This window comes from Escherichia sp. MOD1-EC5433, assembly GCF_002966005.1.
GTDB lineage: Bacteria > Pseudomonadota > Gammaproteobacteria > Enterobacterales > Enterobacteriaceae > Escherichia > Escherichia ruysiae.
Genome location: NZ_PTRL01000002.1, coordinates 488,917 through 505,028 on the forward strand (window position 1 = coordinate 488,917; position 16,112 = coordinate 505,028).

The following is a 16,112-nucleotide window of genomic DNA, read 5'->3' on the forward strand; positions in this document are numbered from 1 at the left end:
AACCGATGACAACCCAGTATGGATTTTTTATTGATTCCAGCCGTTGCACCGGTTGCAAAACCTGCGAACTGGCTTGTAAAGACTACAAAGATTTGACGCCAGAAGTCAGCTTCCGCCGCATTTATGAATATGCTGGCGGCGACTGGCAGGAGGATAACGGTGTCTGGCATCAAAACGTGTTTGCCTACTATCTCTCGATTTCATGCAATCATTGCGAAGATCCGGCGTGTACCAAAGTCTGCCCGAGCGGTGCGATGCATAAACGTGAAGATGGTTTTGTCGTTGTTGATGAAGATGTGTGCATCGGCTGTCGTTACTGCCATATGGCTTGCCCGTACGGTGCACCGCAGTATAACGAAACCAAAGGGCATATGACCAAATGCGACGGCTGCTATGACCGCGTTGCGGAAGGTAAAAAGCCGATCTGCGTCGAATCTTGCCCGCTGCGGGCGCTGGATTTCGGCCCCATCGACGAGCTGCGTAAAAAACACGGCGATCTGGCGGCCGTTGCGCCATTGCCACGAGCGCACTTTACCAAACCGAATATTGTGATCAAACCTAACGCCAACAGCCGCCCAACCGGGGATACCACTGGCTATCTGGCAAATCCGAAGGAGGTGTGAGATGGGAAGTGGATGGCATGAATGGCCGTTGATGATCTTCACGGTCTTCGGGCAGTGCGTCGTGGGCGGTTTTATCGTTCTGGCATTCGCCTTGTTGAAAGGCGAGCTTCGGGCCGATACCCAACAGCGGGTGATTACCTGTATGTTTGGCTTGTGGGTACTGATGGGCATTGGCTTTATCGCCTCAATGCTTCACCTTGGCTCACCCATGCGCGCTTTTAACTCACTCAACCGGGTTGGCTCTTCGGCATTGAGTAACGAAATCGCCAGTGGTTCGATCTTTTTTGCCGTAGGTGGCATCGGCTGGTTGTTGGCAGTGCTGAAAAAGCTGTCACCGGCATTACGCACGCTGTGGCTGGTGGTGACGATGATTCTCGGCGTGGTGTTTGTCTGGATGATGGTGCGAGTTTATAACAGCATCGATACCGTACCGACCTGGTACAGCATCTGGACACCGATGGGCTTCTTCCTGACTATGTTTATGGGAGGCCCGCTGCTGGGATATTTGTTACTGCGTCTGGCGGGGGTTAATGGTTGGGTGATGCGTTTACTTCCGGCCATTTCAGTGCTGGCGCTGGTGGTGAGCGGCGTAATGTCTGTAATGCAGGGGGCTGAACTCGCTACGATTCACTCTTCTGTACAGCAGGCAGCGGCGTTAGTGCCGGATTACGGTGCGCTGATGGCCTGGCGGATTGTGCTTATCGCCGTGGCACTGTGCTTGTGGATTGTACCGCAGTTAAAAGGTTCTCAGCCTGCGGTATCGCTGCTTTCCGTGTCATTCATCCTGCTTCTGACTGGTGAGTTAATCGGGCGCGGCGTGTTCTACGGGTTGCATATGACTGTAGGGATGGCCGTTGCCAGCTAAGATGTTTATAACCGGGGTCTCGGCCCCGGTTTTCTTTTATTTCTGTTTCGTTAAGGTGTCATAACTGGTCATCAAATTACGATAATCAGGAATGTGGTTAGAGAACAGCGTCGCCAGACCTTCGATATCGTTGCGCCAGTCACGGTGCAGTTCGCAGGCGACACCAAACCACGTCATCAATTGTGCCCCTGCTTGTGACATACGATCCCATGCCGAATGCCGGGTAATTTCGTTAAAGGTTCCTGACGCGTCAGTCACCACAAAGACATCGAAACCTTCTTCAATCGCCGAAAGTGCCGGGAATGCTACGCAAACTTCGGTGACCACTCCGGCAATAATCAACTGCTTTTTACCTGTCGCCTTGACCGCTTTAACAAAATCTTCGTTATCCCAGGCGTTAATATTTCCCGGACGGGCAATATACGGTGCATCCGGGAACTGTGCTTTCAGTTCAGGGACTAATGGGCCGTTAGGACCGGTTTCAAAACTGGTAGTAAGAATGGTGGGTAGATTGAAATATTTGGCTAAGTCACCCAGCGCCAGCACGTTATTTTTAAATTTGTCAGGTTCAATATCCCGCACGAGGGAAAGTAAACCGGCCTGGTGATCAACTAACAAAACAGCAGCATCATTTTTATCGAGACGAACATACGGTTTGGTCATTCTCTTCTCCTTTCGAGAGTCAGTGGTACGCCTGAAATCGTTCAGACGCGATGCGTTGCCCTGAAAGCATAGACGGGAAATTCAGGTTTGCAGTGACCATGAAATTTTTCGACTGAACTAAACATATGAACGTTACGTTAGATCAATAAAAACAATTAGATGAGACTGATTATCTTTTCGTTATTAGTGTTATGAATGAGTAATATAAATCGATAATACAGCCGCTGCGTTATGTACGTATTTTCACCCATTGACAATGTTTTTGGCGGTGGCATGATGCGCATGAAATTTGAACTTCCTCACGGTTTTCATTCATGTCCACGTATACCCGGCCTGTCATGCTTTTGCTGTCTGGCCTACTTTTGTTGACTCTGGCGATCGCGGTGTTAAATACACTCGTGCCGCTATGGCTCGCCCAGGTACACTTGCCCACATGGCAGGTCGGCGTCGTCAGTTCGTCTTATTTTACCGGCAACCTGGTCGGTACTTTACTGACAGGGTATGTCATTAAACGCTTTGGGTTTAATCGCAGCTATTACCTTGCTTCCTTTATTTTTGCTGCGGGTTGTGCCGGGCTTGGCTTGATGATTGGTTTCTGGAGCTGGTTAGCCTGGCGTTTCGTCGCAGGCGTTGGTTGCGCCATGATTTGGGTGGTGGTAGAAAGCGCGCTGATGTGCAGCGGTACGTCACGTAACCGTGGGCGGTTACTTGCCGCCTATATGATGGTTTATTACGTGGGGACGTTTTTAGGTCAGTTACTGCTCAGTAAAGTTTCAACAGAGTTGATGAGCGTATTGCCGTGGGCTACAGGGTTGACCCTGGCAGGGATCTTGCCGCTGCTGTTTACTCGTATCGTGAATCAGCAGGCTGAGAACCATGCTTCGACGCCAATTACGTCAATGCTAAAACTTCGTCAGGCGCGGCTTGGCGTGAACGGCTGTATTATCTCGGGAATCGTTCTGGGTTCTTTGTATGGCCTGATGCCGCTGTACCTCAATCATAAAGGGATTAGCAACGCCAGCATTGGCTTCTGGATGGCGGTTCTGGTTAGTGCTGGTATCCTTGGGCAATGGCCAATTGGTCGTCTGGCAGATAAATTTGGTCGCCTGCTGGTACTACGCGTTCAGGTATTTGTCGTCATTCTCGGTAGCATTGCGATGTTAAGTCAGGCGGCAATGGCACCTGCGTTGTTCATCCTCGGTGCAGCCGGTTTTACGCTCTATCCGGTGGCGATGGCCTGGGCTTGCGAGAAAGTTGAACATCATCAGCTGGTGGCAATGAATCAGGCGTTATTGTTAAGCTATACCGTCGGTAGTCTGCTTGGCCCGTCTTTTACTGCCATGTTAATGCAGAATTTCTCTGATAATCTGCTGTTTATCATGATCGCCAGTGTGTCGTTTATTTATTTACTCATGCTGCTTCGTAACGCCGGTCATACACCAAAACCCGTTGCTCACGTGTAAATGAATGAGTGCAGAGTGTGAACTGCCTGTTTCGCACTCTGTTTTTTGTTTCCTCTGTACAACTATCTTTTAGCAAATTTTATTCGTAAAAAAATAAAGTGTGCAGCAGGTTATAATTTTGCATTCCGCTATTTCCGCACGTCTTGTTTGCCGCGCATAATTCCTCGTTTTCTAAATATCCATTAAATATTGGCGAAGGATCGATCTATGGCTGGGAACGTTCAGGAAAAACAGTTGCGATGGTACAACATTGCTTTGATGTCATTTATTACCGTTTGGGGCTTTGGCAACGTTGTAAATAACTATGCCAACCAGGGACTGGTGGTTGTTTTTTCATGGGTATTTATTTTTGCGCTCTATTTCACACCTTATGCCCTGATTGTCGGCCAGTTAGGTTCGACCTTTAAAGACGGGAGAGGGGGCGTTAGTACCTGGATTAAACATACCATGGGACCAGGGCTGGCTTACCTTGCAGCATGGACCTACTGGGTGGTGCATATTCCTTATTTGGCACAAAAACCACAGGCAATACTGATCGCGCTCGGTTGGGCGATGAAAGGCGATGGTTCGTTAATCAAAGAATATTCGGTCGTAGCGTTACAGGGGTTAACGCTGGTGCTGTTTATCTTCTTTATGTGGGTTGCCTCCCGAGGCATGAAGTCACTGAAAATTGTTGGTTCTGTGGCAGGGATTGCAATGTTTGTCATGTCGCTCCTTTATGTGGCGATGGCGGTAACCGCGCCTGCGATTACTGAAGTGCATATTGCGACTACTAACATTACCTGGGAAACATTCATACCACATATCGATTTCACCTACATTACCACCATTTCAATGCTGGTTTTTGCGGTTGGTGGTGCTGAGAAGATTTCTCCTTACGTTAACCAAACACGCAACCCAGGAAAAGAATTTCCAAAAGGGATGTTGTGTCTGGCGGGGATGGTAGCAGTATGTGCGATTCTCGGCTCACTGGCGATGGGGATGATGTTTGACTCGCGCAATATTCCCGATGATTTGATGACTAACGGTCAGTATTACGCCTTCCAGAAGCTGGGGGAGTATTACAATATGGGTAATACCTTAATGGTGATTTATGCCATTGCGAACACTCTGGGGCAAGTTGCCGCACTGGTATTTTCGATTGATGCACCGCTTAAAGTGTTATTAGGCGATGCCGACAGCAAATATATTCCTGCCAGTTTATGTCGTACCAACGCTTCCGGTACGCCCGTGAATGGCTATTTTCTGACTCTGGTGCTGGTGGCGATCCTGATTATGCTCCCGACTCTCGGCATCGGTGATATGAACAATCTCTATAAATGGCTGTTGAATCTTAACTCGGTAGTGATGCCACTGCGTTATTTGTGGGTATTTGTTGCGTTTATTGCTGTCGTTCGCCTGGCGCAGAAATATAAACCAGAGTATGTCTTTATTCGTAATAAGTCGCTGGCAATGACCGTTGGGATTTGGTGTTTTGCCTTTACCGCGTTTGCCTGCCTGACAGGAATCTTCCCGAAAATGGAAGCCTTCACTGCAGAGTGGACATTCCAACTGGCACTGAACATTACTACGCCATTTGTCCTCGTTGGACTGGGGCTGATATTCCCGCTGCTCGCACGTAAAGCGAATATAAAATAGTCATCATGCCCCGGTTCTCCGGGGCTATGATATTAAATAGATTAAAATTAGAGCAGGTCTACCAAGGCAAAAGTTAAGTTTTTCTTAAGGGATGAAAGAATATCAACGCTGCCGTGATAATACAAATTTTAGTTATCGGAGACCTTTATTTTTAGATATGGTGATAGTTTTAATTATTGGTTATTTTGCAAGTTATTATTTGGAGCTCTGGAGTAAACTCTTGCGCATCGTAATAACATGATTTTTACGGCTAAATTTTCAACAAAGAGTGGTAATGTAAACTTGGATTTTTTGATCTGCATCAATAAATTTGCACGTTGCTAATTATGGTTAAATTTTCTGAGAATGATTGCAATTATTGTTTGGTTATGCAGATGGTATATTGATTTCTTGGTGCAATATTCTGGTAAAGCTATATTTTATAGGATTTTAATCCAACAAGAATCATCTCCCGACAGAATCTTCTCATACCTGGTGTAGTTCACAGTCTTTTGTTTTAAAAATAAAATAGTGCTCTAATGTTGCATCTATTGTTTTATCGAACGTGTACTCCTGAAAATATTTATCTGTTAGGTTGATGGACAAATTACAGCCCTGGCAGTGAAATTTTCGCGATCACTTTCTGACTAAATCTTACTTTAAGGTTACTGATTAATATATTTTGGGCTAAGAGAGTCGTATTACACATGTCTTGAATAAGATAAATAAACAGAATGGATTACTGATAATAGATACTAATACCTCTTTTGGATAATTATAGAGTAGATGTCACAACTCGGCAGGATGTGCTAGTTGTGTTGTTATAGGGTAATTTTTTCATATCTAAATTATTTCGTTGAAAATTTAACGAAAGGCGGTAGCGTGGGTGAAAGATACAAAATGAGTGTTACATATAACAATATTACCTTGGTTAAAATAGAATGAATGATAATCACTTTTGGAAATTAAGAAAAAATTAATCTTCTCATCATGACATATTTGTTATATGGGAATAATGAAATTAAGAAAGTCATAAAGAGAAGGGTAACATCGTCTAATATACAGAACTTTATACGATATTATATTAAAGCAATTGATAACATTTTAGTCAGAACACCAGTATGTATAGCATTACCGAAAAATTAAACTCAAGATTTAACACTGCGGTTATATTAGCTGTTACTGTCTATATTGTCTTGTCATTTATTACCGCAATTGATTTCCATAAAAAAATAGCAGAAAACTCTTCACGGATTAACCTTATACTCATCAATAACAATTTGAATAATTTTTTTTCTAAAGTTGAAAAAGAGGCTGATGCATTAAAAGATGCAATTTATCTGTTAAATGATGAAGATGAGATAAAGCGAGCAGTCCTTCATCGCATGAAAAAAATAGACGCGGTTAATTTAGTGGGGATAATGCTCAATAATGGAAGCTATCTTAGCTTTATTCGAGCGGAGAATGGTGAGGTAAAATTCCTGGGAAAATCAGAACCCGGTAAACCTTTTATTGGGGACGATGGTAATATTAGCGATAACTACTTTAACCCGGAATCACGTCCCTGGAATAAATTACCGGCAGGGACTTATTCAAAATGGTCACCATGGTATAATTGTTATGGTATTGCCGGAAAAAAATGTTTTTCATTTTCTCTACGACCATCCGAAGAAGAAAAAGATTCATTTGCTCTGAAGTTAATACATCTGGATCTTGATGAAAGATATTTCAGTAATTTTTTAAATAAACTAGGTGGTGATGCTGATATTCTATTCATGGAACAAAATAAAAGGATTATGGTAGGTAATGAAAAATCAATGTTACATCTTATTGTCCGCGAGTCATCGGGAAGTTATAACATAAGTAATAATAGTGGCAACTATATAGACAATATTATCTCACTCCCCAGGCTTCCTGATGTCAGATTCCATTACTTTTACTATCAAAAAGCAGAAGATGCAAACATCAATAAATATTTTACATTGATGTTTTTATGTGGCTTGGTTTGTTTTTGTTTATTATGGTATATCGTTGAAAAAATAACAAAAAAAATTAAAGGCGAATCCAGCAAACTAATAGAACATCTGAAAAAATTAGCTAATTCAGTATATCGCAACGACACAATTGATATTGTGCAAAATGATAGTAGCGAGATTGTTGAACTCAAAAAAATCATTAATAATATCAGTTATAAATACAAGGAGCGTATGGATCGTTTACTTAATCTTGTGTCCTATGAACAAGGAAGTAGCTTCTATATAAATAAGGCTGTTATTGAAACTAATAATAAAACCTATTTGGCAGTTGGTATGCTTTGCATCTATGGATTAGAGTTTGTTGAGGCGATATATGGAAGTCAGAAATTTTATGAAATTGTTAATGATATAAAATCGAAGATATCACAAAAATATTCAAAATATTGTGATATCGTAAAAGTCTCAACTGAAACATACTTGTTGCTGTGCCACACTCACTGCGAAGAGTTCATCGAAAGATTATCTGTTTTAAACTTCCCTGAACATATATTTTGCATAAGAAATATTTATATTCATAAGATTGCCATTTGTGAAACTTTTTCAGGGGAAAATGTTTCGATTTATGAAGGGAAGCTGAAACTGGCATTAACAGCTATGCGGGAAAATAAAGAATCTGAATTTATGTTTTATGATGACATCAAAGTTCATGAACTTGATCAGAAGGTCTGGGTGGCAGGAAATATAAAAAAAGCGATTTCGAGTAGTGAAGTTTATTTAGTATATCAACCGATTGTTGATATGGATAATAATAGGGTTGTAGGCGCTGAGGCGTTATGCCGCTGGTTATCCGTCGAAAATGGGGCAATACCGCCATCAATTTTTGTACCTGTTGCTGAAGAAATAGGATTAATTAAAGAACTGGGTGATTTTGTTCTCGAAACGGCTATTAGCGAATTTGGTGTCTTTAGTCGTGAATATGAGGTTGCTAATGATTTTCTCCTGCATATCAATGTTTCTCCATGGCAATTAAATGAATTTGACTTCCACACTCGTGTTCTTACTTTAATTAATGCATTTGATGTAAATGCTGAACAAATCTGTCTGGAGATCACCGAGTCAGCAGTAAAAGATATAAATGATAGCTTTTACAATAATATAAAAATTTTAAAAGAAAACGGTATCAAGATTTCTCTTGATGATTTCGGTAGTGGATTAGCTGACCTGAAAAAACTTTATAAAGTAAGACCTGATAGTATTAAAATTGATTCAGAGTTTACCTCTGGTATTTTCAATGAAACTAACAAAATTGTGTATTTTATATCCAGTCTTGCTCGTGAAGAAAATATGCCGGTAATAGCAGAAGGTGTTGAAACTGAAAGTCAGGCCAGAGAATTGCAAAAATTAGGGTTCTCTCATGTTCAGGGATACTTATACCAGAAACCGTTACCGTTTTCAGAATGGCATATAGACAGCAAACCGAAAAAAAGAAAATAAAGCAATGTTCAAGTATAAGAAAAAGGCGGCAGTAATCTGTTTTTTGTATTTTTTGTTCGTCGCTGTAGTAACTTGTTATTTATACACCATTTATGTTAAGGGCCGCATTAATTCGGTGAATGTATCTATTGTAGATAGTGGGCTTGCAATAGCTAATGTTTCTGAGTATCGCCGCTCAGTATCTAATAATATATTTTATGAACTAGATATTGCTCCAGAAGAATTGGTGAAAAAAATACGCAATAGCTTTGCTGGCTATGAAAATCCTGGATATTTGTATGATCTCGGTCCTTATATTATTAGCGATGGTAAATGTATCAAAGTTACAACGAAATGGGATGATTTTTGTGACGACATACTTTCCTCTATTCGGGTAATGAACGAATTTGAGAGAGGCGTTATTGGTTTAAAAGATAAGTACTATGTTTATTATGCTCATCCCATTGCCAAACGAACAAGTCTGATATCAGTGGTAGATCCTGAACGTTATTTATCTTTGATTAGAAATCAGTCAGGGGAACGAGAAGATATCTATATCTCATTTTATGATATTAATGATAATGAAAAGAAAATCGCAGGTGATGATTTTTTGATAAATGATGCTGTATTTGAGATGTCAGCTATCACTCTGTCGTATTCTTACCTTCCAGAAATGATGTTTATTGTTGCCTATAAAAAAAGTAAATATCTCTATATATGTATGCTATTCGTTTTTGCATCGGCAATATCTGCAATCATACTGTATATTAATTATATTAAATTACTGCGGAATATTATAAATAAGGGTAGATTGGAAAAAGAATCTATATTGTCGAATCATCAATATGATTTACGTGGAGAAAATCTATTCTTTAATGCGGAAGAGATTAATGCAATTCGAGAGATATATGACTTTGGCACTTGTGATGCATTAACTCGGGCTTCTGGTCGCCGGAGTTTTGATAAGGAAATCAAGATGCTGAGCAAGAATTTTGGCTACCTGTGTCTATTTGATGTGGATAAATTTAAAACCATTAATGATAAGTTTGGCCATCTGTTTGGTGATGAAGTACTCATCAAACTTGTTAACCTTATTAAAGATGAGTTACCCCGTCGTGAAGGGGAAATATACCGGTTTGGCGGTGATGAATTTGCTATTATTTATTATGAGAAGGATAAAAATAAACTATCAAGAATTTTGCACAGAGTTGTTCATTTCGCAATCGGTGGGTTAAATTGTAGTTGCAGCATAGGGGTTGCCAGTACAGATGAGTGCATGAATAACATTGAACGGTTGAAATTGCTGGCAGATGAACGGTTATACAAAAGTAAGCAAAATGGTCGAGCGCAGATAACGTGGTGTTGATATTTTAATTTGCATAGCAATGGTCGTCTATGTTTATAAAACTCACACTGTTTAAGTTATAGTATTAATGAATCGTTAAGTGCAATGATCTTAAAAAATAAAGAAGTGTCAAACAAAATCCTTGTGGTTGTTGCTATATTGCTATGTTTTGTTTTTTTATCAATTGTTGAGCAGCCACTTGGATTTTATCAACAAACATTATTTTCAATTATTATTTGCATCGCTGTCATTATCCTTAATTTGCTCAAGGGAAGGATGATTACCCTGATTTTAATGGGTGTTGGAATACTCATATCATCCCGATATCTATGGTGGCGTTACTCCTCTTCAGTCATCCTGAATGAATTTCCAGACTGCTTATTTTCAGTCACGTTATTAGCTGCTGAAACGTATGCCTGGTTTGTTTTATTACTTGGTTACTTTCAGGTTTGCTTCCCGCTGAACAGAGAAAGTATACCCTTACCAGAGAATAAAGAAGAATGGCCCATCGTAGATATATTAATACCCACATATAACGAACCCTTTACAGTCGTGAAGAATACAGTTTATGGTGCGTTGGCTTTAGACTGGCCAAAGGATAAATTACATATCTGGATCCTTGATGATGGCGCCAGGGACGAGTTCAGGAAATTCGCGAACGAGTCAGGAATTTACTATGTCGCAAGAGAAACACATGAACATGCTAAGGCCGGAAATATAAATAATGCGCTTAAAATAGCTAATGGCGAATTTGTTGCTATTTTCGATTGCGATCATATACCGTCGGTATCTTTTTTAAAGAAAACGATGGGCTGGTTTATTGCCGATAAAAAATTATCGATGTTGCAAACACCACATCATTTTTTTTCCCCCGATCCTTTTGAGCGAAATTTGGGGCAGTTTCGGCAAAAGCCAAATGAAGGACACCTCTTTTATGGGTTAATCCAGAATGGTACGGATACATGGAATGCTTCATTTTTTTGCGGTTCATGTGCAATCATCCGTAGATCTGCTCTGGATGAGGTTGGAGGCATTGCAGTCGAAACAGTAACTGAAGATGCGCATACGTCGTTACGCTTGCATCGTGCAGGTTATAGCTCTGCATATCTTCGCTATCCTCTGGCTGCCGGGCTAGCCACAGAAACATTGTCTGCTCATATTGGGCAACGGATTCGATGGGCTCGAGGCATGATTCAAATCTTGCGTATTGACAATCCATTATTGGGCAAGGGGCTGACATTATCACAGCGCCTTTGCTATCTCAGCAGCATGATGCATTTTTTATCAGGTGTGCCACGACTGATTTTCTTGTTCGCACCTTTATGTCCTATTTTCTTTTCAGTCAACCTGATCGATGCATCAGTTGCAGATATTATGTCTTATGTTTTACCTTATCTATTTGTTATTATTTTAACTAATTCAAGAGTACAAGGTAAATACAGACATTCATTCTGGAATGAGATTTATGAAATGGTTCTGGCCTGGTATATTACGCTACCAACGCTTGTAGCTTTACTTGCGCCAGCAAAAGGGCGTTTCAACGTTACGGCCAAAGGAGGGCTGATAAAAAATAAGTTTGTTGACTGGCGAATTTCCTACCCCTATCTTATTTTTGCCATTTTAAATGTAATTGGACTGATAATAGGTATTGTTAATGTTTATAGTTTGCAAGGGCATATCGCCATCCTGAATTTGTTTTGTTTGATTTGGCTGTTTTATAATACAATTATTATTGGCGCAACTTTGGCTGTTTCTATTGAACAAAAGCAGGTGCGTTTTTCTCCCCGTATTGATGTTTCTTTCAAGGGCGTTTTACAACTGAAAGATGGACGGAGCTATCCTTGTTCTGTTCTTGATTTTTCCGAAGGAGGATTAGGCGTTATCCTTGATAATATCTCCGACGTAAAAACTATTGTTAAAACACAGCGGTTGTCTCTTTATCTGGATGATAGTAACGAAAAGTGTGATATACCGGTAGAAATAGTTCATGCCTACAATAATAAAATTGGTCTGAAGATTATGCCAATGAGTCATGAACAAAATGTTAATTATGTAAGAGCAACGTTTTCTCGTGATTCACTATGGAAAGAGTGGAATGATAAAATTAAACGAGACAATATTCTAAAGAGTTTTATTGAAATATGTTTTATTTCTCTGAAAGGTTATTGCAATATGGTTTTTTATATTCTCCGGACACTGAAAGGCAGTTCCAAAAGTTAGTTCTAATTTCTAATTAAATATATTGTTTTTATTTATTATGGTTGTTGAATTTTTTAAAATGGAAAGAAAATTTTTGAGATTAAGTGCTGCAATAATTGGCTTGGGGTTATTATGTTTTTACCAGGCAAATACAGCATCGGCTACAGTAATTCATAAGCCTTCCTCAGGAGGAGTATTACCCGCTATCCAGAAGGAAAATATCTCTGCTTATGCGAAAGAACCATCTCGCCATTTTAAACTCCCATTTACACAAATCGCACCAACGCCAGGAAACATAGTCCTGAATGGAGTTAACCCACAGGGGCAAATTGAGTTTGGTATGCGTAGCGATGAAATAGTGTCAGAAGCGAAACTAAAACTTGAATACACTCCATCACCGTCGCTGATCCCTGTCCAGTCACAGCTTAAGGTCTATCTTAATGACGAGTTGATGGGGGTATTGCCGATTACCAAAGAACAACTGGGAAAGAAAACGCTGGCGGAAATAACTCTTAACCCATTGTATTTTTCGGATTTTAATCTCTTGCGCCTCGAATTAATTAGTCACTACCAGAGCGCCTGCGAAAACCCGACCAGCAGCAATTTGTGGCTTGATATTGGACGTACCAGTGAACTTGAACTGGTAGTTCAGAGACTCAATTTGAAAAATGATCTTTCATATCTTCCTGTACCGTTCTTTGATCCGCGAGATAACCGCCCTAATACATTGCCGATGGTTTTTGCCGGTACTCCTGGGACTGGTTTGCAGCAGGCATCAGCTATTGTCGCTTCGTGGTTTGGTTCGCAATCTGGCTGGCGTGGTCACCGATTTCCGGTTTTCTATAACCAGTTACCGGAAAGTAATGCAGTAGTCTTTGCCACTAACAATAGACGCCCAGACTTTCTGCGCGAGCATCCGTTGGTGAATGCGCCTGTTATTAAAATGATCAGTCATCCACAAAATCCCTTTGTCAAATTGCTGGTGCTTTTTGGCCGCGATGATAAAGATTTATTACAGGCGGCAAAAGGTCTTGCACAGGGAAATATACTATTTCGCGGCGATAGCGTGGTCGTAAATGACGTGAAGCCGTTACTGCCGCGTAAACCTTATGATGCGCCAAACTGGGTACGCACTGATCGTCCTGTAACTTTCGCAGAGCTTAAAAATTATGAAGGGCAGTTACAGGCAAGTGCCCTGGAGTCTGCGGCAATTAATGTTTCATTTAATTTGCCACCTGATCTCTTTCTATTGCGTAATCGTGGGGGTGAGATGAAGATTAACTATCGTTATACCACGCCAACGACAGGTGGTTCACGCATGGATGTCAGTCTTAATAACCAGTACCTTGAATCTTTCCGGCTAAGTCCGAAATCTGCTACCGATAGATTGTTGTTACGTTTACCGTTATTGCAAGAATTGTTGGATGGTAATAATGAAATTAACATTCCTGCGCTGACGTTAGGGGCGCTTAATCAATTGCGATTTAATTTCGAGTACGTTAATACTATGCCGCGCTCTGATGCCGATAGCTGTATTATTTCCCGGCCTCTAAAAAATCATGCGGTTATTGCAGATGATTCCACTATCGATTTTTCAAAGTACCATCACTTTATCGCAATGCCAGATTTACGCGCTTTTGCCAGCTCAGGCTTTCCATTTAGCCGCATGGCCGATCTATCAGAAACGGTTGTGGTTATGCCTGAAAACCCTGGCACAACGCAAGTTGAAACATTATTAAATACCCTTGGACTGATTGGTGCTCAAACTGGATTCCCGGCAATTAATCTGACAATTACTAATGATATAGGTTCTGTTCAGGGCAAGGATTCAGATATCCTGTTAATAGGAAGACTTCCGCAAGAATTTGCAGACAATCAGCAAATTAACCTGCTCATTGAGGCAACAACAAGTTGGGTAAAAAGCCCAATACGACACTCTGATTACGCCAAAATTATGACAGATAACGACGATCAAAAACCTGAAATACAAACAACTATAAATTCGCCATTGCCAATGGCGGCGATAGTTGGTTTTCAGTCTCCATATCATACCCAACGCAGCGTAATTGCTTTAATGTCCGAGGGATCACGCGGAGATACGCTACTCAACAATGCGTTAATTAATAGTACAAAACGCAGCAATATTTTTGGTTCAGTCGCGGTTATTCGTGAATCTGGCGTCAATAGTTTACGAGTTGGAGATACTTATTACGTTGGGCATCTCCCCTGGATTGAACGAGTGCAATATGTGTTAGCCAGACACCCCATTCTACTGGCAGTGCTGGCAACTCTCAGTGTGGTGCTATTGGCGTGGGTTGTATGGCGTCTGTTACGTAACATTAGTCGCCGTCGTCTGAACCCTCATCAACAGTAATTCATCATCATTTCTATTTTGCGGCTCCATTCTGTCCTGACTTTATACAGGCAGGGAGCTGCGCCCGTTCTGTTTTTAATAAAAAGTGAGTTAACACCTGATTGAGGCAGGCATGTACAAATTCACCCTAAATTTACTCACAATATCCCTTGGTTTGGCGGTAATGTCGATGGCGAAAGCCACACCAACTGCACACAAGCTGTTAATGGCGCAGATTAGGTTAGGCGAAGACATTCATCGTGAAGATCTGGTCGAACAGTCGCTTTATCGTCTTGAATTGGCGGAGCCTGATAATCCAGATGTCGTTGCGGCGCGTTTTCGCTATCTGCTGCGTAAGGGGGATATTGAAGGCGCGCAAAAACAACTTGCCAGACTTTCTCTGCTCGCTCCTGATTCAAAAATATATAAAGCATCGCGCACGGCCATGCGACTTTCTTCGCCTGAGGGGCGTCAGGCACTACAAATGGCACGCTTACAAGCTATCTCCGGGCGGCATAAAGAGGCTATCGACAGTTACGACAAGCTATTTAACGGGGCACCGCCAGATATCGAAATGGCGCTGGAATACTGGGGGGCAATGACGCAAATTGCCTCCCGTCGCAACGAAGCGATTCGTCAGTTGAATATACTTAATATTGATAATCCTGACTCTGGTGCCATATTTGGGGCGCTGGGGCAGGCGTATTCCCAGAATGGCGATCGCGCTAATGCGGTGGCGAATCTGGAAAAAGCCCTCGCGCTGGACCCGAACAGCAGCAACAACGACAAATGGAACAGTCTGCTGAAGGTGAACCGCTACTGGCTGGCGATCCAGCAGGGCGATGCTGCGCTGAAAGCCAATAATCCTGACCGGGCGGAACGGTTGTTCCAGCAGGCACGTAATGTCGATAACACCGACAGTTATGCAGTGCTGGGGCTGGGCGATGTGGCGATGGCGCGAAAAGATTATCCCGCCGCCGAACGTTATTATCAGCAGACCTTGCGTATGGACAGCGGCAACACTAACGCCGTGCGCGGGCTGGCGAATATATACCGCCAGCAATCGCCAGAAAAAGCTGAAGCGTTTATCGCCTCGCTCTCTGCCAGCCAGCGGCGCAGCATTGATGATATCGAACGCAGCCTGCAAAACGACCGTCTGGCACAGCAGGCAGAGGCACTGGAAAACCAGGGGAAATGGGCGCAGGCGGCAGCACTTCAGCGGCAACGACTGGCGCTGGACCCCGGCAGTGTATGGATTACTTACCGGCTTTCGCAGGATCTCTGGCAGGCCGGACAACGCAGCCAGGCCGATACGTTAATGCGCCATCTGGCGCAGCAGAAGCCGAACGACCCGGAGCAGGTTTACGCTTACGGGCTGTACCTCTCTGGTCATGACCAGGACAGAGCGGCGCTGGCGCATATCAACAGCCTGCCGCGCGCGCAGTGGAACAGCAATATTCAGGAACTGGCAAACCGCCTGCAAAGCGATCAGGTACTGGAAACCGCCAGCCGCCTGCGTGAAAGCGGTAAAGAGG

10 protein-coding genes are annotated in these 16,112 nt (G+C 42.2%); 9 read left to right on the plus strand and 1 reads right to left on the minus strand.

Features of this window, described 5'->3' with window-relative positions:
* Positions 1-5 precede the first annotated feature (5 nt).
* Positions 6-623, plus strand: a complete 618-nt coding sequence (gene dmsB / locus C3D30_RS06850) for a dimethylsulfoxide reductase iron-sulfur subunit DmsB (protein WP_000213098.1) — start codon at positions 6-8, stop codon at positions 621-623.
* 1 nt (position 624) lies between these two features.
* On the plus strand, positions 625-1,488 hold the full coding sequence (locus C3D30_RS06855) for a dimethyl sulfoxide reductase anchor subunit family protein (RefSeq protein ID WP_105286647.1): 864 nt from the start codon (positions 625-627) through the stop codon (positions 1,486-1,488).
* 36 nt (positions 1,489-1,524) lie between these two features.
* Here the strand turns inward: C3D30_RS06855 and ycaC are convergent, their stop codons facing one another.
* Positions 1,525-2,151 (minus strand): isochorismate family cysteine hydrolase YcaC, encoded by a 627-nt coding sequence (gene ycaC / locus C3D30_RS06860; protein WP_000165876.1) that lies wholly within the window; start codon positions 2,149-2,151, stop codon positions 1,525-1,527.
* A 314-nt stretch (positions 2,152-2,465) separates the two neighbouring features.
* Between ycaC and C3D30_RS06865 the strand changes: the two genes are divergently transcribed.
* The 7 genes from C3D30_RS06865 to C3D30_RS06895 all read left to right on the plus strand — a co-directional run.
* Complete coding sequence (locus tag C3D30_RS06865) at positions 2,466-3,614, plus strand: MFS transporter (protein WP_000109306.1); 1,149 nt, start codon at positions 2,466-2,468, stop codon at positions 3,612-3,614.
* A 207-nt stretch (positions 3,615-3,821) separates the two neighbouring features.
* Positions 3,822-5,252, plus strand: a complete 1,431-nt coding sequence (locus tag C3D30_RS06870; protein ID WP_000918533.1) for an APC family permease — start codon at positions 3,822-3,824, stop codon at positions 5,250-5,252.
* Between the two features lie 1,100 nt (positions 5,253-6,352).
* Entirely contained in the window at positions 6,353-8,701 is a 2,349-nt protein-coding gene (locus C3D30_RS06875) for a sensor domain-containing phosphodiesterase (protein WP_000286959.1), read from the plus strand.
* Positions 8,702-8,705: 4 nt separating this feature from the next.
* Positions 8,706-10,046 (plus strand): GGDEF domain-containing protein, encoded by a 1,341-nt coding sequence (locus tag C3D30_RS06880; RefSeq protein ID WP_105286648.1) that lies wholly within the window; start codon positions 8,706-8,708, stop codon positions 10,044-10,046.
* Between the two features lie 84 nt (positions 10,047-10,130).
* The gene (gene bcsA / locus C3D30_RS06885; RefSeq protein WP_105286649.1) at positions 10,131-12,245 is read left to right on the plus strand and encodes a UDP-forming cellulose synthase catalytic subunit; all 2,115 of its coding nucleotides are present in this window, start codon (positions 10,131-10,133) and stop codon (positions 12,243-12,245) included.
* A 58-nt stretch (positions 12,246-12,303) separates the two neighbouring features.
* On the plus strand, positions 12,304-14,598 hold the full coding sequence (gene bcsB, locus C3D30_RS06890) for a cellulose biosynthesis cyclic di-GMP-binding regulatory protein BcsB (protein WP_445297902.1): 2,295 nt from the start codon (positions 12,304-12,306) through the stop codon (positions 14,596-14,598).
* Between the two features lie 112 nt (positions 14,599-14,710).
* A partial coding sequence (locus tag C3D30_RS06895) for a tetratricopeptide repeat protein (protein WP_157945284.1) occupies positions 14,711-16,112 on the plus strand: 1,402 nt, incomplete at its 3' end.